Here is a 20,672-nt window from a genome sequence, read left to right as displayed (position 1 = left end):
GCGGGGTGGGGATTGTAGTCCTCTGGGGAGAATGCTCCTAGAGGGGATGTCGGGGATTGGCAGATTGGCGGCAGGGTCAAGTCTTGTGGTGGCTGTGAATGAGCCATCGCGAGCAGGCTCACTCCTACATATGGAACGCATTCCCCCTGTAGGAGTGAGCCTGCTCGCGATGGCCGTGACGCGGTCTTGGATCAGCCCTCGACCGCTGGAATATGCCCAAACATTTCCTGGGTAAACGCCACGCGCTCCTCAGCCGTCTCCGTCACTCCACGCGCCTTCAGCTCTTCCAGCCGCGCTTCTACTGCGTGGGTGCGCAAGGTCAGTCCGCAGTCGTTGGCAATCTGAATATTCAGCCCCGGCCGTGCATTGAGTTCAAGAATCAGCGGGCCTTTCTCCTGATCCAGCACCATGTCGACACCGATGTAACCCAAACCGCACAGCTCAAAGCAACCGGCGGCGAGTTTCATGAAACCGTCCCAGTAGGGCAGTTGCACGCCGTCCACCGCGTTGGTGGTGTCGGGGTGTTTGGTGATGATGTTGTTCAGCCAGGTGCCACGCAACGTCAGCCCTGTGGCCAGGTCGACACCGACGCCGATGGCGCCCTGGTGCAGGTTGGCCTTGCCGCCGGACTGGCGGGTCGGCAGGCGCAGCATCGCCATCACCGGGTAGCCCATCAGCACGATGATGCGGATATCCGGCACGCCTTCGTAGCTGATGCTTTTGAAGATATGGTCCGGGGTCACGCGGTATTCGATCAGCGCGCGGTCGCGATGACCGCCCAGCGAATACAGGCCGGTGAGGATGCTCGAGATGTGATGCTCAAGCTCTTCGTGGTCAATGATCTTGCCCGACACCGTGCGATAGCGGCCTTCGAAACGGTCAGCGACGACGATGATGCCGTCACCGCCGGCGCCCTGGGCCGGTTTGATCACGAAGTCGCTGCGCCCGCCGATGATCTCGCCGAGCTTGTCGATTTCCTTCTCGGTGGAGATCACGCCAAACAGCTCCGGCACATGAATGCCGGCCTCGATGGCGCGCTCCTTGGTGATGATCTTGTCATCGACAATCGGGTACAGGCTGCGCTTGTTGTACTTGAGCACATAGTCGGCGTTACGCCGATTGATGCCCATGATGCCCCGCGCCTCCAGAGCCTTCCAGGTCTTCCAGAAACCGAACATCAGGCGTCAGCCTTCTTCAGGAAAGCCTTGAAACGCACCAGTTCAGTCAGGCGATAACCGCGATAGCGACCCATTGCCAGCATGAAGCCGACCAGGATCAGCAGGATCGCCGGGAAGGTGAACACGAAGTAGACCAGCTCAGGCACGGTCATGATCAAGTGCGCCAGCGAGGCGGCGAACAGCGTGCCGATCGCGACTTTCATCGCATGGCTGGCGCCGCGTTCTTCCCAGGTGATCGACAGGCGTTCGATGGTCATGGTCAGAATCACCATCGGGAACAGTGCGACCGACAAGCCACGTTCCAGGCCGAGTTTATGGCTGAACAGGCTGATCGCTGCGATCAGCACCACAACGAAGGTCAGCACCACCGACAGTCGCGGCAGCATTTGCAGCTTCAAGTGTTCCAGATAGGAGCGTAATGACAGACCCAGCGCCGTGATCACGGTAAACAGCAGAATACCGAAGCCAAGTTGTGTTTCACGGAAGGCGAGGGCGATCAGTACTGGCGTGAATGTGCCCAGAGTCTGCAGGCCGATCAGGTTGCGCAGGATCAGGATCACCAGCACCCCGATCGGGATCATCACCATGATCATGAAGGTCTGCTGGGTTTGCAGCGGCAGGCCGTACAGCGAGTATTCGAGGAAGTTGGCGTCGGTGTTTTCGTCAGTCAGCTTGGCCAGACGAATCGCATTCATCTCGCTGTTGTTCAGGCTGAAGGTTACGTTGGCTTTCTTGCCACCGTCGACGGTGATCAGGTTTTCATCGCCGGTCCACCACAGCAGGCGGTCGGTCGGCAGGCCTTGCTCACCGGTTTCCGGGTTGAAGTACAGCCAGTCGTTGCCATTGAAGCTGCGCAGCCACAGTTCCGGGGTTTGCGGCTGATCGGCGACGAGGCGGATGGTGTGGACTTTTTCCACCGGCACGTGGGCGATGGACAGCAGCAGCTCGACGATCTTGGCTTTGTGCGCGGTGGACGGATCGCCGGCCAGCAGCAGTTTCACGTTGTCGTCGTTTAGGTTGTTGACGCGTTTGATCGCTTCGCCGATGAAGGTTTCAACGTCGGCCGAGTGTTGGCGAATCGGTGCAAGCAGGGCTTCGGCGGCGATTTTTTCCGGGCCTTCGATGGCCATGCTGTCGCGAAAGGTCGGGCCTTTGATCTTGGTTTTTTCAGCGGTGTAACGCTTGGTCAGCACCAGACGGTAATACAGCGTCTGGTTGCCCTTGGCCCGGCGCGCCGACCAGGTGACCTTGCGGTTGCCGTCGACACGGTTCACCGCCACACCGTAGTTGTTAGAGATGAAGCTTTCGTTGAGGCTGACGTAATCGCGGCTCAATGGCGGCACGAACATCTGGATCTTTACCGGATCCTTGGTGCTGGCGACGAACTCGACCTTGGCGTCGATGTTCCACAAGTCGTCGGTGGCGTCTTCGGTCACCGGGATGCCGAGCACGAAAATCTGATAGGCCGTAACCGAAACGCCCAGCAGCACCAGAATGGTGATCAGGATTTTCAGGTGGAAGGTTAGAGAACGCATGAAAATTACTCGGCGGTATGAGCGGCGATGGTGCAGGCGGGTTTGCCGGCAGCGTATTTAAGGCTTGGATCGACCAGCGCGTCGAAGCGTTTCAGCGCTTCGGAGCCAATCAAAAGCGGGTATTGGAACGCACTTCGGTCAGTCAGGTTCACTTCGATGCTGCGCAGCGCCGTGCCCATGCAGATATCCAGCTCGATCACCGGACGAGCGGTGTACTTCTTGCCTTCTTCCGGGTCGTAGTCGCCGGCGCGGCGCTTGATCTTGCTGACCCGCGCCAACGGCCGTTCGATCGGGTGCGAATGCGCAGCATCGATCGCCAGGTAGAAACGTACCCAGGACTCGCCGTTGCGTTTAAAGCGTTTGATGTCGCGGGCACTCAGCGAGGCGGTTTTCGCGCCGGTGTCGAGTTTGGCCGCAACTTCGAGATTGATGCCGTCAAGCGAGGCGTACTCGTTGAGGCCGTACACAGTTTTTTCCCCCGCGGCGGCAAGGCCGGGCAGGCAAAACAGAGCAAAGAATGTGGGAAAAGGCTTGAGTCTCATAAATCCTGGTGCGCAGCGTTCCGTTGTCGGTTCAGGTCCCTGGCAAAACTTGCGCAAGGCCCTTCGTGTGCCTATCAGCTTTTTATGACAAGCCGTACAAATGGCCAGCAAATGCGGGCGGCATTCTAGCACGGTGGGTTTATGGCGCCAGCGCCCGAGCGGGTCTATGACCCTTGGGGCTGTTGAAGAGGGTTATTAGACGATTGTCGACAATACCCATTTATCCTTTGACTGATGCGGTCTAATTGGCTAGTTTTTGCCGCATTGGATTTAAAGGTGTCGACAATCATGCTGGATCAACTCGATCCCCCGGTCATCAACGGCGACGATTCCGAGACGCTCTCGGAAAACGTCTTCCGACGCATTCAGGCGGCCATTGTCAAAGGCGAGATCGCTCCGGGCAGCAAGATCTCCGAGCCGGAGTTGGCTCGCACCTATGGCATCAGCCGTGGGCCACTGCGTGAAGCGATTCATCGGCTGGAAGGTCAGCGCCTGCTGGTGCGCGTGCCGCACGTCGGTGCGCGGGTGGTCTCACTCAGCCACGCCGAACTGCTCGAACTCTACGAAATCCGTGAATCCCTCGAAGGCATGGCCTGCCGTCTGGCGGCTGAACGCATGAGCGTCGAAGAAATCGACGAACTGCGCCGAGTGCTGGAAACCCACGAACGCGACGCCGCGTTTCAGGCCGGCGTCGGCTATTACCAGCAGGAAGGCGATTTCGACTTCCACTACCGGATCATTCAGGGCAGCGGTAATCGCACCCTCACGCAAATGCTCTGCGGCGAGCTCTATCAATTGGTGCGCATGTACCGCATCCAGTTTTCCACCACGCCAAACCGCCCGCGCCAGGCCTTTGCCGAACACCACCGGATTCTCGATGCCATCGCTGACCGTGACGGCGAGCTCGCGGAATTGTTGATGCGCCGTCACATCGGCGCCTCGAAACGCAACATCGCCCGTCATTACCAGGACGGCGCCCACAATAAGACAGCCACTGAACGAGGTGAGTCATGAGTTCCAAGCACAGCACTCCAGGCCAGCGTTTCCGCGATGCGGTCGCCAGCGAGCATCCATTGCAGGTAGTTGGCGCGATCAACGCCAACCACGCGCTGCTGGCCAAGCGCGCCGGTTTCAAGGCGATCTACCTGTCCGGTGGCGGTGTGGCCGCTGGTTCGCTCGGCGTGCCGGATCTGGGCATCACCGGTCTGGATGACGTGCTGACCGACGTACGGCGCATCACCGACGTTTGCGATCTGCCACTGCTGGTCGACGTCGACACCGGTTTCGGCTCGTCGGCGTTCAATGTGGCGCGCACGGTCAAGTCGATGATCAAGTTCGGCGCGGCGGCGATTCACATTGAAGATCAGGTGGGCGCCAAGCGCTGCGGCCACCGCCCTAATAAAGAAATCGTCAGCCAGCAGGAAATGGTCGACCGCATCAAGGCTGCGGTCGATGCGCGTACCGATGACAGTTTCGTGATCATGGCGCGTACCGATGCGCTGGCGGTGGAAGGCCTGGAGTCGGCACTGGATCGCGCGGCGGCGTGCATCGAGGCTGGCGCCGACATGATCTTCCCGGAAGCCATTACCGAGCTGGAAATGTACAAGCTGTTCGCCAACCGCGTGAAAGCGCCGATCCTGGCCAACATCACCGAGTTCGGCTCGACGCCGCTGTACACCACCGAGCAACTGGCCGGCGCCGACGTGTCGCTGGTGCTCTACCCTCTGTCGGCGTTTCGCGCGATGAACAAGGCTGCCGAAAACGTTTACACCGCGATCCGTCGCGACGGTACGCAGCAGAATGTCATCGACACCATGCAGACTCGCATGGAGCTTTACGATCGCATCGATTACCACACGTTCGAGCAGAAGCTCGATGCGTTGTTTGCAGCGAAAAAATAAAGGCGAAGATCAAAAGATCGCAGCCTCGTTTCACTCGACAGCTCCTACAGGAACGCGGTCGATGTAGGAGCTGCCGAAGGCTGCGATCTTTTGCGAACACCACCGAAATTGCAGATTCCCCTACAAATTCAAGAAAAATGGAGAACACAATGGCCGAAGCAAAAGTACTCAGTGGCGCCGGGCTCCGTGGCCAGGTTGCCGGGCAAACCGCACTGTCCACCGTGGGCCAGGCCGGTGCCGGGCTGACCTATCGCGGCTACGACGTTCGCGAACTGGCAGCCGACGCACAATTTGAAGAAGTCGCGTACCTGCTGCTCTACGGCGAGCTGCCAACCCAGGCGCAACTCGACGAATACCAAGGCAAACTGAGCAAGTTGCGCGACCTGCCGCAAGCGCTGAAAGAAGTGCTGGAACGCATCCCTGCCGACGCCCACCCGATGGACGTGATGCGCACCGGTTGCTCGTTCCTTGGCAACCTCGAGCCGGAGAAAGACTTCTCCGAGCAGCGCGACAAGACTGACCGCTTGCTGTCAGCGTTCCCGGCGATCATGTGCTACTGGTATCGCTTCAGCCACGACGGCAAACGCATCGACTGCGTGAGCGATGAGCCGACCATCGGCGGCCACTTCCTGCACCTGCTGCACGACAAGAAGCCTAGCGAACTGCACGTCAAAGTCATGAACGTTTCGCTGATTCTGTACGCCGAGCACGAATTCAACGCCTCGACGTTCACCGCCCGCGTTTGCGCCTCGACCCTGTCCGATCTGTATTCCTGCGTCACCGCAGCCATCGGTTCACTGCGCGGCCCATTGCACGGCGGCGCCAACGAAGCGGCGATGGAAATGATCGAACGCTTCTCGTCGCCGGAAGAGGCGATCAAAGGCACCCTCGGCATGCTCGAGCGCAAGGACAAGATCATGGGCTTCGGCCATGCGATCTATAAGGACAGCGATCCGCGCAACGAAGTGATCAAGGGCTGGGCGAAGAAGCTTGCTGATGAAGTCGGCGACAAGGTGTTGTTCGCGGTTTCCGAAGCCATCGACAAGACCATGTGGGAGCAGAAGAAACTGTTCCCCAACGCCGACTTCTACCATGCCTCGGCGTACCACTTCATGGGCATCCCGACCAAGCTGTTCACGCCGATCTTCGTCTGCTCGCGCCTGACCGGCTGGGCCGCGCACGTGTTCGAACAACGTGCCAACAACCGCATCATCCGCCCAAGCGCCGAGTACATCGGCGTCGAACAGCGCAAGTTCGTGCCAATCGAACGTCGCTGAATGGTGAGTTGACCGGAACCAGAGAACACCGCAAGACCCTGTGGGAGCGAGCCTGCTCGCGAAGACGGACCGACATTCACCCTGGATGTCGACTGATCTACCGCTTTCGCGAGCAGGCTCGCTCCCACAGAGGCAGTGTGTAACTCGGGACTGTGTTAGCCACCCTTTGAAATTACCGTGACCCGAGTCCGACTGATGAACACAGAATTCCGCAAAACCCTGCCCGGCAGTCCTCTGGATTATTTCGACGCCCATGCGGCTGTCGAGGCGATCCAGCCCGGCAGCTACGCCACCCTGCCGTACACCTCTCGCGTGCTGGCGGAAAACCTCGTGCGTCGCTGCGATCCGGCCACGCTCACCGATTCCCTCAAGCAATTGATCGAGCGCAAACGCGACCTCGACTTCCCATGGTTCCCGGCGCGTGTGGTTTGCCACGACATCCTTGGCCAGACCGCGCTGGTCGACCTCGCTGGCCTGCGCGACGCCATTGCGTTGCAGGGCGGTGACCCGGCGCAAGTCAACCCGGTGGTGCCGACGCAGCTGATCGTCGACCACTCGCTGGCCGTCGAGGCGGGCGGTTTCGATGCGCAAGCGTTCGAGAAAAATCGCGCCATCGAAGACCGGCGCAACGAAGACCGTTTCCACTTCATCAACTGGACCAAAAAGGCCTTCAAGAACGTTGATGTGATCCCGCCGGGCAACGGCATCATGCACCAGATCAACCTGGAGAAAATGTCTCCGGTGATTCAGGTGCGCGACGGCGTGGCGTTTCCCGACACTTGCGTCGGCACCGACAGCCACACCCCGCACGTCGATGCGCTGGGCGTGATCGCCATCGGCGTCGGTGGTCTGGAAGCTGAAAGCGTGATGCTCGGCCGTGCGTCGTGGATGCGTCTGCCGGAAAGCGTCGGCGTCGAACTGACCGGCAAGCTGCAACCGGGCATCACCGCCACCGACATGGTGCTGGCGCTGACCGAATACCTGCGCAAACAGAAAGTCGTTGGCGCGTGGCTGGAGTTCTTCGGCGAAGGCGCGGCGGCGCTGACCCTCGGCGACCGCGCGACGATCTCCAACATGGCCCCGGAATACGGCGCCACCGCAGCGATGTTCTACATCGATCAACAGACTATCGATTACCTGAAACTGACCGGCCGTGAAGACCAGCAAGTGCAGCTCGTGGAGCAGTACGCCAAGCTGACCGGCCTGTGGGCGGACAGCCTGAAAGGTGCGCAATACGAGCGCGGTCTGAGCTTCGACCTGTCCTCGGTGGTGCGCAACATGGCTGGCCCGAGCAACCCGCACGCTCGCGTCGCGACTTCGGATCTGGCGGCCAAAGGCATCTCCGGTCAGTGGGAAGAAGTCCCTGGGCAAATGCCGGACGGCGCAGTGATCATCGCCGCCATCACCAGTTGCACCAACACCAGCAACCCGCGCAACGTCATCGCCGCCGGCCTGATCGCGCGCAACGCCAACAAGCTCGGTCTGACCCGCAAACCGTGGGTCAAATCGTCGCTGGCGCCGGGTTCGAAAACCGTCGCGCTGTACCTCGACGAAGCGGGGCTGACCACTGAGCTGGAGCAGCTCGGTTTCGGCGTCGTCGCCTTCGCCTGCACGACCTGCAACGGCATGTCCGGCGCGCTCGATCCGCTGATCCAGCAAGAGATCATCGACCGCGATCTGTACGCCACCGCAGTGCTCTCGGGCAACCGCAACTTCGACGGGCGCATTCACCCATACGCCAAGCAAGCGTTCCTTGCTTCGCCGCCGCTGGTAGTCGCTTACGCCATCGCCGGGACCATCCGCTTCGACATCGAGAAGGATGTCTTGGGCGTGGTCGACGGCAAGGAAATTCGCCTGAAAGACATCTGGCCGAGCGACGAAGAAATCGACGCCGTGGTGAAATCTTCGGTCAAGCCTGAGCAGTTCCGTCAGGTCTACATTCCGATGTTCGCCGTCCACGACGACACCGGCCCGAAAGTCACGCCGCTGTACGACTGGCGCGAGATGAGCACCTACATTCGCCGTCCGCCGTACTGGGAAGGCGCACTGGCCGGCGCGCGTCCGCTGAAGGGCATGCGCCCGCTGGCAGTGCTGCCGGACAACATCACCACCGATCACCTGTCGCCTTCCAACGCGATCATGCTCGACAGCGCCGCCGGCGAATACCTGGCGAAAATGGGCCTGCCGGAAGAGGACTTCAACTCTTACGCCACCCACCGTGGTGACCACCTGACCGCGCAGCGCGCAACGTTTGCCAACCCGAAACTGTTCAACGAAATGGTCGTGGAAAACGGCAAGGTCAAACAGGGTTCGCTGGCGCGGGTCGAGCCGGAAGGCAAAGTCATGCGCATGTGGGAAGCCATCGAAACCTACATGGAACGCAAGCAGCCGCTGATCATTATTGCCGGCGCCGATTACGGTCAGGGTTCGTCCCGTGACTGGGCGGCCAAAGGCGTGCGATTGGCGGGTGTCGAAGCAATCGCCGCCGAAGGTTTCGAGCGCATTCACCGCACCAACCTGGTGGGCATGGGCGTGTTGCCGCTGGAGTTCAAAGCGGGCACCGACCGTCACACGCTGGCCATCGATGGCAGTGAAACCTACGACGTGATCGGTGAGCGCAGGCCGCGCGCGGATCTGACGCTGGTGATCCATCGCAAGAATGGCGAGCGCGTTGACGTGCCGGTGACTTGCCGTCTCGATACCGCTGAAGAAGTATCGATCTACGAGGCCGGTGGCGTGTTGCAGCGCTTCGCTCAGGACTTCCTTGAAGAGTCGGCGGTTGCCGTTTAAATCAACTGATGTGGGCATGAGACTTGAAGTCCCATGCCTTCGTTAAGGAGCACCATGGCTCACGCAACTCATTTCGCACCGCAGATCAAAATCCCCGCCACCTATATGCGTGGCGGCACCAGCAAAGGCGTGTTTTTCAGCCTCAAGGATCTGCCCGAAGCAGCTCAGGTTCCCGGCCCGATCCGCGACGCGTTGTTGCTGCGGGTAATCGGCAGTCCCGACCCGTACGACAAGCAGATCGACGGCATGGGCGGCGCCACTTCAAGCACCAGCAAAACCGTGATCCTGTCGAAAAGCCTCAAGGCTGATCACGACGTCGATTACCTGTTTGGTCAGGTTTCCATCGACAAGCCGTTCGTGGACTGGAGCGGCAACTGCGGCAACCTCTCGGCGGCGGTCGGTTCGTTTGCCATCAGCAACGGTCTGGTCGACTCCAGCCGCATTCCGCACAACGGTGTCGCGGTGGTGCGCGTATGGCAGGCCAACATCGGCAAGACCATCATCGCCCACGTGCCGATCACCAACGGCGAAGTGCAGGAAACCGGTGATTTCGAACTCGACGGCGTGACCTTTCCGGCCGCTGAAGTACAAGTCGAATTCATGGACCCGGCGGCGGAAGAAGAGGGCGGCGGTGGCTCGATGTTCCCTACCGGCAACCTGATCGATGAGCTGGAAGTGCCGGGTGTCGGCACCTTCAAGGCAACCATGATCAATGCCGGGATCCCGACGATTTTCATCAACGCTGAAGACATCGGCTACACCGGCACCGAGCTGCAAAGCGCGATCAACAGTGATGCAAAAGCCTTGCAGATGTTCGAGACCATTCGTGCTTACGGCGCGCTGCGCATGGGCCTGATTTCCAGTCTGGACGAGGCGGCCAAGCGTCAGCACACACCCAAGGTTGCGTTCGTGGCCAGGCCTGCGGGTTACGTGGCGTCGAGCGGTAAAGCGATTGTGGCGGATGACGTTGATCTGCTGGTGCGTGCGCTCTCGATGGGCAAGTTGCACCACGCGATGATGGGCACCGCGGCGGTGGCGATTGGTACCGCTGCGGCCATTTCCGGCACGCTGGTAAACCTCGCGGCGGGCGGCATCGAACGTAATGCCGTGCGCTTCGGCCATCCGTCAGGGACCCTGCGCGTCGGCGCTGAAGCCAGTCTGGAAAATGGCGAGTGGGTGGTGAAAAAAGCCGTCATGAGCCGCAGCGCACGGGTGCTGATGGAAGGCTACGTGCGCGTCCCCGGCGATTCGTTCTGATCAACCAATAACCCCCTGTAGGAGCTGCCGAAGGCTGCGATCTGTTGATCTTTTTTAGATCAAGATCAACAGATCGCAGCCTTCGGCAGCTCCTACAGGGATTGCATTTCAATTATAAAAATCTGCCCGCCTGAACCGAGGTCCCATCAACGAACCACTTCAAGAGTGAATCGAACATGAGCGCCAACGTCGACCTGAACAACCGCCCCGACTACGACCCTGTCCTGCAGGACATCGCCGATTACGTCCTGACCTTCAACGTTACTTCTGCCGAAGCGCTGAATACCGCCCGCAATTGCCTGATGGATACTCTGGGCTGCGGCCTGCTGGCGTTGCGTTTCCCTGAGTGCACCAAGCATTTGGGCCCGATTGTCGAAGGCACTGTTGTGCCGTTTGGCGCACGCGTCCCCGGCACCTCCTACCGGCTCGATCCGGTCAAAGCCGCGTGGGACATTGGCTGCATCGTCCGCTGGCTGGATTACAACGACACCTGGCTCGCCGCCGAATGGGGGCATCCGTCGGACAACCTCGGCGCGATTCTCGCGGTGGCTGATCATCTGTCGCAAAAACGCCTGGCCAACGGCGAAGCGCCGTTGATCGTTCGTGATGTGTTGGACGCGATGGTCATGGCCCATGAAATTCAAGGCGTGATCGCCCTGGAAAACTCCTTCAACCGCGTAGGGCTCGACCACGTCATTCTGGTCAAAGTCGCCTCCACCGCGGTGACCGCCAAACTGATGGGCGCCAATCGCGAGCAACTGTTGTCGGCGCTGTCCCATGCGTTTGCCGATGGTCAGGCGCTGCGAACCTATCGCCATGCACCGAATGCCGGCTCGCGGAAATCCTGGGCGGCAGGTGATGCGTCGAGTCGTGGCGTGCGTCTGGCGGACATTGCCATGCGCGGCGAAATGGGCATTCCCGGGGTTCTCACCGCCAGGCAGTGGGGCTTCTATGATGTCCTGTTCAGCCACACCAACAACGACCTGGCGTTGAAACCGCAAGACAAACGCGCCTTCAGTTTCTCGCGACCCTTTGGCAGTTACGTGATGGAAAACGTCCTGTTCAAGATCAGTTTTCCTGCCGAATTCCATGCGCAAACCGCTTGCGAAGCGGCGGTAACTTTGCATCCGCAGGTGCGTAATCGCCTGCACGAAATCGACAAAATCGTCATCACCACCCACCAATCGGCCATCCGCATCATTTCCAAAGTCGGGCCGCTGGCCAACGCCGCCGACCGCGACCATTGCATTCAATACATGACGGCTGTGCCGTTGGCGTTCGGTAATCTGGTGGCCGAGCAGTACGAAGACGATTTCCACAAGGCCCATCCGATCATCGATGTGCTGCGCGAGAAAATGGTCATCGTTGAAGAGCCGCGTTTCACTCGCGAATACCTGGAGGCCGACAAACGTTCGATCGCCAACGCGGTGCAGGTGTTTTTCAAGGATGGCTCCAGCACCGACAACGTGGTGGTGGAATACCCGATCGGCCATCGTCGCCGCCGTGCCGAGGGCATTCCGTTGCTCGAAGACAAGTTCAAGGCAAATCTGACAACGCGATTCACCGGGCAACGCAGCGGCGAGATCTTCGCGCTGTGCAAGGATCAGGCGCAGCTTGAGGCGACCCCGGTGAACCGTTTTGTCGATCTGTTGGTGATCTGAGGTTTATTCAAAACGCAGGATCACCCGGCGGTTGGTCCTGCTCTTCTTCTCGATTTTGTCGCAAAACACCCGGCCGATTTCCCGGGTGTTTTGCACATGCGTGCCGCCACAGGGCTGGATGTCGATGCCGATGACTTCAACCATCCGCAGCTCACCCTGAATTGCCGGTGCTTTATCGGTTTTGCTGCCGGTGGTTTCCAGCAGCGCAGGGTACTCCGAGGCTGGCATCGACAAGGTCGTGACGGGAATGGCCTGCTCAATCAGCGCGTTGAGATCACGGGTCACGCTGTCCTTGTCGAGGGTCATTTCTGGCAGGTCGAAGTCCAGCCGGCCCTTGTCGGCGCTGATGCTGCAACCGGTCACCGGTGCATCAATGATCGCGCCCAACAAGTGCAGGCAGGTGTGCATCTTCATGTGTTGATAGCGCCGCTCCCAATCCAGTTGGGCATTGATCATGGCGCCGGTGCACAGGTGCGGCGGGCAGTGCTGCACCTGGTGCCAGATGATCGACGGCAGCAACGGATCGCGAACCGTACCAATCACCTCGATCCGGGTGCCATCCGCGAGCGTGAAGTGCCCGGTATCCCCCGGTTGTCCGCCACCGGTGGGGTAGAACAAGGTGTGTTCGAGGACGACGGCGTTATCCACCACCGCGATCACCATGGCGCTGAAGGCACGCCGATAGGGTTCGTTGTTAAACAGGGTGAGGGTTTCCATTGTGTGGACAGACATTTGAACCTCCGATGTTCAAAAGCAGGTTTGCAAAAAACAGTGAGCGCGCGTGCTCACGTTGAGGACTCAGCGCTTGTGCGGCAATTTGGTAATCGCGAAACCGGCGAGCAGCGTCGCCGAATAAAGCATCAGGTCTCGAGTGATTTGCGTGCCTTCGTACCAGGCACCGATGATCACCGCGAATACCGGGAAAATGATGAACACAAACGACAGCAGCACCGGGCTCAGGCGTTTGAGTAGCATGAAATACACGATGAACCCGCCTACCGATGCGACCAGGCCGAGGTAGAGCAGGGCGCCCCATGAGCGTGCGGTGATGCCGGCGAAAGTCGGTGCCTCAACGCCTGTGCCGACAACGAACAACAGCAAACCGGCGATACCGATCGGCAGGGTGTTGTAGGTGATTACGCTGATTGCACTGCCGTGTTTTTTGGTCACCACGTAGCACAGCGCATGCATCACTGCCGCGCAAAGAATGGCCAGCACGCCAAACCATTCAGCCTGATCCAGATGCAGGCCCTGGCCACGAATAATCATGAACAGACTGCCGAAGCCGATGGCGATGCCCAGCATTTGCGACGGGTAGATTTTCTCGCGCAGAAACGCTGCAGAAAAAATCAGGATGAACACCGGCATGCAGCTGAACAGCAGGGCGGTGAGGCCTGATGAAACGTGCATCTCGCCGTAGTTGAGCAGGTAGTACGGCAGGCTGAAGTACGACAGCGTGACGAACACGAAGAACCAACGGCTCTCGCGCGGGAACAGCAGCGGTTCCTTGCGCAGCAGCGCAAAACTCAGAAACAGCGGAAACGCGATGAGGAATCGCAAGCCTGCAGCGGTCAGCGGCGGCACGCTTTCGACCGCAATCTTGATCCCCAGCCAAGTCGTGCCCCAGCTCAGGCAAACGATCAGAAACAAGATGCTGGTGATCAGCCCGGCGAGCCAGGGTTTGGCATTGCTCAATGGCTCGCTGATGGCGGTCGACATGATTGCAGCTCCTTACGATGCAATTGACCTGTTCTGTGAAAAGGCTTATTGCTGATTGAACCTGTTTTCAACACGCTATTCGGGGCGAGAATGACTGTCAAAGTAAGTATTGCCATGGTGTCAATCCTGCGTGAAGGACTCAGCGGGGGTGTTGGCGTGAAATACAAACGCCTCGCCGATGCCGTCGAGAAGGCCATCGCCGCCGGTGTCATCGAGGCCGGATGCAAGCTGCCGCCGCACCGGTTGTTGGCGGATAGCCTGGGCGTGACCATCGGCACCATCAGTCGTGCCTATGGCGAGTTGGAGCGTGTGGGGTTGGTCGTTGCGCGTGTAGGCGACGGCACTTATGTGCGTCAGCGCGGGATGGAACGACCGCAAGACAGCGGCTTTCGCAACGTCAGCGATGAGCCGCAGGCGAGCTTTGACATGAGCCGTAATCAGCCGATTCCGGGGCAGGAAACAGCGTTCATGAGTCAGAGCCTGCTAGCGCTGGCGCAGGATTCGCGGACCTTGCAAGAATTGACCGGGTACACCGCCGAGGCGGGGCTGGCCCGGCATCGGGCGGCGGGTGCGCAGTGGTTGCGTCATCAGCAGTTTGTGCCGAGCGCCGAGCAGGTGCTGTGCGTCAACGGCGGGCAGCATGGTCTGTTGTGCGCGTTGACGGGTTTGCTCAAAGCTGGCGATACCGTAGTCACCGAGCATTTGTCCTACCCAGGATTGATCGGCGTCGCACGCCAACTCGGGATAAAACTGATCGGTGCCGCCATGGATGACGAAGGGCTGTTGCCGTCAGCGTTGGACGACATTTGCCGCCAGCACCGGGTGTCGGCGCTGTATTGCACACCGACCATCCAGAATCCTACGGCTGCGGTGATGTCGATCCCACGGCGAGAGGCGATTGCCGAGGTCTGTCGTCAGCACAATCTGCTGATCATCGAAGACGAAGCTCATGCGGTGCTGGACCGCCAGCGCCCATTACCGCTGAGTTATTTCGCGCCGCAGCGTTCGGTATTGATCGGCAGCCTGAGCAAGGCCGTTTCGGCGGGACTGCGTGTGGGTTACCTGCATGCGCCGCAAGCGCTGATCGGGCGCTTGAGTGCAGCGATTCGCGCAACGTGCTGGATGGCCAATCCGTTGGCAATGGAAGTGGCCAGCCAGTGGATCGAAAACGGTATGGCCCAGCGTTTGCTGGACGAGCAAATCAGTGAGATAGGACGACGCAAGGCTCTGGTTTCGCCTGCTCTGGACGGTTTGAACTACAGGACTCACAGCCACAGTCCGCATTTCTGGGTGGAAGTGCCGGCGTTGTGGCGGGCGTCGCAGATCGCGGCGGAGTTGAAGGAAGATAATTATCTGGTGGCGACCGCTGAATCGTTTGCGGTGGGGCATGCGGCGGTGCCGCAGTTCATTCGGGTGAGTGTGTGTAATTCGGTCGGGGATGACGGCTTGTTGCTGGCGGGGTTTGAGGCTTTAAACCGCGCACTGACAGAGACCGTGTGATCGTTCATCGCGAGCAGGCTCACTCCTACAATGGATCTCTGTCGTACACGTGATCTGTGTCCACTGGAGATCAACTGTAGGAGTGAGCCTGCTCGCGATGGCGTCAGGCCAAGCACCGCAAGTTATTTGAAACGCCGCTCCACACCTTTCTCGACCAGGATCTTCGCCGAAATCTCTTCCACCGAAAAATGCGTGGAGTTGATGTGCGGGATGTTCTCGCGGCGGAACAGGTTTTCCACCTCGCGCACTTCGAATTCGCACTGGGCATAGCTCGAATAACGGCTGTTTGGCTTGCGCTCGTTGCGGATTGCGGTGAGGCGGTCGGGGTCGATGGTCAGGCCGAACAGCTTGTGCTGATGCGCGCGCAGGGCGGCAGGCAGGGTCAGGCGCTCCATGTCGTCTTCGGTCAGCGGATAGTTGGCCGCGCGGATGCCGAATTGCATGGCCATGTACAGACACGTCGGCGTTTTGCCGCATCGCGACACGCCCACTAGTATCAGGTCGGCTTTGTCGTAATAGTGCGTACGCGCGCCGTCGTCGTTGTCGAGGGCGAAGTTCACCGCCTCGATGCGCTCCATGTAATTGGAGTTGTGCCCGATGGAATGCGATTTGCCGACGGTGTAGGAAGAATGCTCGGTCAGTTCCTGCTCCAGCGGGGCGAGGAAGGTCGAGAAAATGTCGATCATGAAACCATTGGACGTCGCGAGAATCTCACGGATGTCCTGATTGACGATGGTGTCGAAGATGATCGGGCGAAAGCCGTCGGTTTCGGCGGCTTTGTTGATTTGTTGTACCATGGCCCGCGCTTTTTCCACGCTGTCGATGTACGGGCGCGTGAATTTGCTGAAGGTAATGTTTTCGAACTGCGCCAAGAGGCTTTGACCCAGGGTTTCGGCAGTGATGCCGGTGCCATCGGAGATAAAGAAAGCAGATCGTTTCATTTGCACCTTGGGCCTTAAGCTAGTCATCAATCTTGGATATGATAGGCGCGATTTGTTGGCCGCCATTGGCCCGCATTCTCACTTATTTTCCAGGTCCAGGCCATACAACCGGCCAACGCTCCCCCGAGCTGCCGGTTTCTGAGCTTTTCCAACACAGTTAGTGGAGAGATCACCTTGGTAGAGTACGTAGTTTCCCTCGATAAGCTCGGCAAACACGATGTTGAGCATGTGGGGGGCAAGAACGCATCCCTGGGCGAGATGATCAGCAACCTGGCAGGCGCCGGTGTGTCGGTCCCTGGCGGCTTTGCCACCACCGCGCAGGCCTATCGCGACTTCCTCGAACTGAGCGGCCTCAACGACCAGATCCACCAGGCCCTCGACGCACTCGACGTCGATGACGTCAACGCCCTGGCCAAGACCGGCGCGCAGATCCGTCAATGGATCATGGATGCCGAATTCCCTGAAAAACTCAATGCCGAAATTCGCACCGCGTTCGCCGCGCTGTCGGCCGGCAACCCTGATGTGGCTGTGGCCGTGCGTTCTTCCGCCACCGCCGAAGACTTGCCGGACGCCTCGTTCGCCGGTCAGCAGGAAACCTTCCTGAACATCCGTGGCGTGGAAAACGTTATCCGTGCCGCCAAAGAGGTGTTCGCCTCGCTGTTCAACGACCGTGCGATTTCCTACCGCGTGCACCAGGGCTTCGACCACAAACTGGTCGCCCTGTCGGCAGGCGTGCAGCGCATGGTGCGTTCGGAAACCGGCACTGCCGGTGTGATGTTCACCCTCGATACCGAATCCGGCTTCCGTGACGTGGTGTTCATCACCGGCGCCTACGGCCTGGGCGAAACCGTTGTTCAAGGCGCGGTCAACCCGGATGAGTTCTACGTACACAAGGGCACGCTGGAGGCCGGTCGTCCGGCGATCCTTCGTCGCAACCTCGGCAGCAAAGCCATCAAGATGATCTACGGCGACGAAGCCAAGGCCGGTCGTTCGGTCAAGACTGTCGATGTCGACAAGGCTGAGCGTGCGCGTTTCTGCCTGAGCGACGCTGAAGTCAGCGAGTTGGCCAAGCAAGCGATGATCATCGAGAAGCACTACGGCTGCCCGATGGACATCGAGTGGGCCAAGGACGGTGACGACGGCAAGCTGTACATCGTGCAGGCCCGTCCGGAAACCGTGAAGAGCCGCACCCAGGCCAACGTCATGGAACGTTACCTGTTGAAAGAAACCGGCACCGTGCTGGTTGAAGGTCGCGCCATCGGCCAGCGCATTGGCGCCGGCAAGGTCCGCATCATCAAAGACGTCTCCGAGATGGACAAAGTCCAGCCGGGCGACGTGTTGGTGTCCGACATGACCGACCCGGATTGGGAACCGGTGATGAAACGCGCCAGCGCCATCGTCACCAACCGTGGCGGGCGTACCTGCCACGCGGCGATCATCGCTCGTGAGCTGGGCATCCCGGCAGTCGTCGGTTGCGGCAACGCCACCCAGTTGTTGAAGGATGGCCAAGGCGTGACCGTTTCGTGCGCCGAAGGCGACACCGGTTACATCTTCGAAGGCGAGCTGGGCTTCGATATCAAGAAGAACTCCGTCGATGCCATGCCGGAATTGCCGTTCAAGATCATGATGAACGTCGGCAACCCGGACCGCGCTTTCGACTTCGCCCAGTTGCCGAACGCCGGTGTGGGCCTGGCCCGTCTGGAATTCATCATCAACCGCATGATCGGCGTTCACCCGAAAGCGCTGTTGAACTACGACGGTCTGCCGCAGGAAATCAAGGACAGCGTCGACAAGCGCATCGCCGGTTACGACGATCCGGTCGGTTTCTACGTCGAGAAACTGGTTGAAGGCATCAGCACCCTCGCCGCAGCCTTCGCACCAAAGAAGGTCATCGTGCGTCTGTCGGACTTCAAGTCCAACGAATACGCCAACCTGATCGGCGGCAAGCTCTACGAGCCGGAAGAAGAAAACCCGATGTTGGGCTTCCGTGGCGCTTCGCGTTACATCAGCGAATCGTTCCGCGACTGCTTCGAACTCGAATGCCGTGCGCTGAAGCGTGTGCGCAACGAGATGGGCCTGACCAACGTCGAAATCATGGTGCCGTTCGTGCGTACCTTGGGCGAAGCCAGCCAAGTGGTCGATCTGCTCGCCGAAAACGGCTTGAAGCGCGGTGACAACGGTCTGCGCGTGATCATGATGTGCGAACTGCCATCCAACGCGATCCTCGCTGAAGAGTTCCTCGAATTCTTCGACGGTTTCTCGATCGGCTCCAACGACCTGACTCAGCTGACGTTGGGTCTGGACCGTGACTCGGGCATCATCGCGCACCTGTTCGACGAGCGTAATCCGGCGGTCAAGAAGCTGCTGGCCAACGCGATTGCCGCGTGCAACAAGGCTGGCAAGTACATCGGTATCTGCGGTCAGGGCCCTTCGGATCATCCGGATCTGGCCAAGTGGCTGATGGAGCAGGGCATCGAAAGCGTGTCGCTGAACCCGGACTCCGTACTGGAAACCTGGTTCTTCCTCGCCGAAGGCCAGGCACCGGCCTGACAAGTATGTGAACGCCCCACGCCCCTTGTAGGAGCGGGGTTTGAGATTGAAGTAGGGCGGGCTCCTGTGGATGCCGCCCTTTTTTGTGCAAGAGCATTATGCAAAGCAGCAGCAACCTATTTCCTGTCGCCCTGATCAGCGCCGAGCGGCGCGGCGATCTGAGCGAAGATGTGTATCGATTGAAGCCCGGCAACAGCCCGGACTGGTCCGTGGAAATCGCCGTCACCCGTCTGGGCATGGCCGATGAACCGGCCGTACGCGGTGTGCCGGTGATTTTGTTGCACGGCAGTTTTTCCAACCGGCGCTTCTGGTTTTCTCCAAAAGGGTTGGGGCTCGGCGCGTACCTGACGCGGCTGGGCTTCGACGTGTGGATTCCGGAGATGCGCGGCCATGGCTTGTCGCAGCGCAACGAGGAATACCGGCGCAACCGCGTTGCCGACTATGCCCGTTATGATTTGCCGGCAATTGCTGCATTCGTGCGTGAGCAGAGCGGGCAGGTGCCGCACTGGATTGGTCATTCGCTGGGCGGCATTACCTTGGCCGCAGCCTTGGGTGGCGAATACCTGGGTGAGCCTGCGGTAGCTTCGGCAGCGTTTTTCGGCACACAAGTCAGCCGCACCTATTGGCCGTTGAAAATCCCCCCGGTGGAGTGGAGCGGGCGCTTCATTCTCAAACGTTTCGCGCAATTGTCTGGCTCACGCCTCAAGCGCGGCCCGGAAGATGAGCCGATCGGTCTGGCCATCGAAAGCATGCGCTGGTACGGCTTGTTCGGTCGTTTTGGCGACAAGGACAAGGATTGGTGGGCAGGGCTGGCCGATGTTCAGGTGCCGGTGTTGGCCGTCAGCGCAGCGGGAGATCATCAGGATCCGGCCTGGGCCTGTCGCAAACTCTTCGAGCAAATCGGCTCCGAGCACAAGCAGTTCGTCAATCTGGGGCGCGAACACGGTTTCAACGACAATTTCGGTCATGTCGAAATGTTGGTGAGCAAAGCGGCGCAGACTGAAGTGTGGCCGCTGGTGGCGCGTTGGTTGAATGATCAGCAGACGCCGTTACTGGGCGAGAAGGCGGATCTGGCAGCGGCCGTTTGAGCCGCAGGCGCTGACGAGGGCATTTCGTTCGGAACGGCTTGCGGCTAAGATATGACGCATTGTGCGGTTCTGGTCATATTTGGTGGCTGTTTAGCTATTACGTTTCAGGGTTTGTTCAGGTTCGTTCAGCGACCATGGGATGGACTAAGGTAAACAGCGACCGCCGGATCTCGTCTCAAAAGAATGCGTCATCCTTGATCGTCTTCCTTGTTACAGGAGTTTTTCGATGAACCATTACCTTACACCTGACCTGTGCGACGCCTACCCGGAGCTGGTGCAGGTGCTGGAACCGATGTTCAGCAATTTCGGCGGCCGTGATTCTTTCGGCGGCGAAATCGTGACCATCAAATGCTTCGAAGATAACTCGCTGGTCAAGGAACAGGCCGAACTCAAGGGCAACGGCAAGGTCCTGGTCGTCGATGGCGGCGGTTCCCTGCGCCGGGCCCTGTTGGGCGACATGATCGCCGAGAAGGCCGCCAAAAACGGTTGGGAAGGGCTGGTGATCTACGGTTGCATCCGTGACGTCGACGTCATTGCTCAAACCGATCTGGGGGTGCAAGCGCTGGCCAGTCATCCGATGAAGACTGAAAAACGTGGCCTCGGCGATCTTAACGTCGCGGTGACATTCGCCGGTGTGACATTCCACCCGGGCCACTACATTTATGCGGACAACAACGGCGTGATCGTCTCGCCGAGCCCGCTGAAGATGCCTGAATAAGAATTTCGACAAAGG

At 59.5% G+C, this 20,672-nt stretch carries 16 protein-coding genes; 10 read left to right on the top strand and 6 right to left on the bottom strand.

What is annotated here, in order from left to right; genetic code table 11:
* Positions 1 to 191 precede the first annotated feature (191 nt).
* Genes JFT91_RS23320 through rloA form a run of 3 tightly spaced genes read right to left on the bottom strand, consistent with a single transcriptional unit; the run spans position 192 to position 3,255 of the window.
* On the bottom strand, positions 192 to 1,178 hold the full coding sequence (locus JFT91_RS23320; RefSeq protein ID WP_201233973.1) for an alpha-L-glutamate ligase-like protein: 987 nt from the start codon (positions 1,176 to 1,178) through the stop codon (positions 192 to 194).
* Positions 1,178 to 2,713 (bottom strand): osmotic stress tolerance membrane protein RloB, encoded by a 1,536-nt coding sequence (rloB, locus tag JFT91_RS23315; RefSeq protein WP_201227276.1) that lies wholly within the window; start codon positions 2,711 to 2,713, stop codon positions 1,178 to 1,180. Before rloB ends, JFT91_RS23320 begins: the two co-directional genes overlap by 1 nt.
* A 5-nt stretch (positions 2,714 to 2,718) precedes the next feature.
* Complete coding sequence (gene rloA / locus JFT91_RS23310; protein ID WP_008081000.1) at positions 2,719 to 3,255, bottom strand: retropepsin-like aspartic peptidase RloA; 537 nt, start codon at positions 3,253 to 3,255, stop codon at positions 2,719 to 2,721.
* A 291-nt stretch (positions 3,256 to 3,546) separates the two neighbouring features.
* Here rloA and JFT91_RS23305 point away from each other — a divergent pair, with 291 nt between their 5' ends.
* The 6 genes from JFT91_RS23305 to prpD all read left to right on the top strand — a co-directional run bounded on the left by JFT91_RS23305 (position 3,547) and on the right by prpD (position 12,141).
* Positions 3,547 to 4,269, top strand: a complete 723-nt coding sequence (locus tag JFT91_RS23305; RefSeq protein WP_181429361.1) for a GntR family transcriptional regulator — start codon at positions 3,547 to 3,549, stop codon at positions 4,267 to 4,269.
* Positions 4,266 to 5,156 (top strand): methylisocitrate lyase, encoded by an 891-nt coding sequence (gene prpB / locus JFT91_RS23300; RefSeq protein WP_007916432.1) that lies wholly within the window; start codon positions 4,266 to 4,268, stop codon positions 5,154 to 5,156. Before JFT91_RS23305 ends, prpB begins: the two co-directional genes overlap by 4 nt.
* Before the next feature lie 149 nt (positions 5,157 to 5,305).
* Complete coding sequence (gene prpC, locus JFT91_RS23295) at positions 5,306 to 6,433, top strand: bifunctional 2-methylcitrate synthase/citrate synthase (protein WP_201233972.1); 1,128 nt, start codon at positions 5,306 to 5,308, stop codon at positions 6,431 to 6,433.
* Positions 6,434 to 6,628: 195 nt separating this feature from the next.
* On the top strand, positions 6,629 to 9,223 hold the full coding sequence (gene acnD, locus JFT91_RS23290; RefSeq protein ID WP_201233971.1) for a Fe/S-dependent 2-methylisocitrate dehydratase AcnD: 2,595 nt from the start codon (positions 6,629 to 6,631) through the stop codon (positions 9,221 to 9,223).
* A gap of 54 nt (positions 9,224 to 9,277) precedes the next feature.
* Entirely contained in the window at positions 9,278 to 10,480 is a 1,203-nt protein-coding gene (gene prpF, locus JFT91_RS23285; protein ID WP_201233970.1) for a 2-methylaconitate cis-trans isomerase PrpF, read from the top strand.
* A 176-nt stretch (positions 10,481 to 10,656) separates the two neighbouring features.
* Positions 10,657 to 12,141 (top strand): 2-methylcitrate dehydratase, encoded by a 1,485-nt coding sequence (gene prpD, locus JFT91_RS23280; protein ID WP_201233969.1) that lies wholly within the window; start codon positions 10,657 to 10,659, stop codon positions 12,139 to 12,141.
* Positions 12,142 to 12,144: 3 nt separating this feature from the next.
* On the opposite strand, the gene JFT91_RS23275 is transcribed toward prpD, so the two are convergent.
* Complete coding sequence (locus JFT91_RS23275) at positions 12,145 to 12,873, bottom strand: alanyl-tRNA editing protein (RefSeq protein ID WP_201233968.1); 729 nt, start codon at positions 12,871 to 12,873, stop codon at positions 12,145 to 12,147.
* 66 nt (positions 12,874 to 12,939) lie between these two features.
* On the bottom strand, positions 12,940 to 13,860 hold the full coding sequence (locus tag JFT91_RS23270) for a DMT family transporter (protein WP_201233967.1): 921 nt from the start codon (positions 13,858 to 13,860) through the stop codon (positions 12,940 to 12,942).
* Between the two features lie 90 nt (positions 13,861 to 13,950).
* Between JFT91_RS23270 and JFT91_RS23265 the strand changes: the two genes are divergently transcribed.
* Positions 13,951 to 15,360, top strand: coding sequence for an aminotransferase-like domain-containing protein (locus tag JFT91_RS23265; protein ID WP_201233966.1), 1,410 nt, complete (start codon positions 13,951 to 13,953; stop codon positions 15,358 to 15,360).
* Between the two features lie 122 nt (positions 15,361 to 15,482).
* Here JFT91_RS23265 and ppsR read toward each other — a convergent pair whose 3' ends face one another.
* Positions 15,483 to 16,301, bottom strand: coding sequence for a posphoenolpyruvate synthetase regulatory kinase/phosphorylase PpsR (ppsR, locus tag JFT91_RS23260; protein WP_129391417.1), 819 nt, complete (start codon positions 16,299 to 16,301; stop codon positions 15,483 to 15,485).
* A gap of 174 nt (positions 16,302 to 16,475) precedes the next feature.
* Between ppsR and ppsA the strand changes: the two genes are divergently transcribed.
* The 3 genes from ppsA to rraA all read left to right on the top strand — a co-directional run bounded on the left by ppsA (position 16,476) and on the right by rraA (position 20,657).
* Complete coding sequence (gene ppsA / locus JFT91_RS23255; protein ID WP_201227268.1) at positions 16,476 to 18,851, top strand: phosphoenolpyruvate synthase; 2,376 nt, start codon at positions 16,476 to 16,478, stop codon at positions 18,849 to 18,851.
* 98 nt (positions 18,852 to 18,949) lie between these two features.
* Positions 18,950 to 19,939, top strand: coding sequence for an alpha/beta fold hydrolase (locus JFT91_RS23250; RefSeq protein ID WP_201227267.1), 990 nt, complete (start codon positions 18,950 to 18,952; stop codon positions 19,937 to 19,939).
* Between the two features lie 226 nt (positions 19,940 to 20,165).
* A complete protein-coding gene (gene rraA, locus JFT91_RS23245) occupies positions 20,166 to 20,657 on the top strand; it encodes a ribonuclease E activity regulator RraA (protein ID WP_201233965.1) in 492 nt (163 codons plus the stop codon).
* The last annotated feature ends 15 nt before the right edge of the window (positions 20,658 to 20,672 follow it).

This window comes from Pseudomonas sp. TH08 (genome assembly GCF_016651275.1).
GTDB lineage: Bacteria > Pseudomonadota > Gammaproteobacteria > Pseudomonadales > Pseudomonadaceae > Aquipseudomonas.
This window is presented reverse-complemented; position numbering and strand designations above follow the sequence as displayed.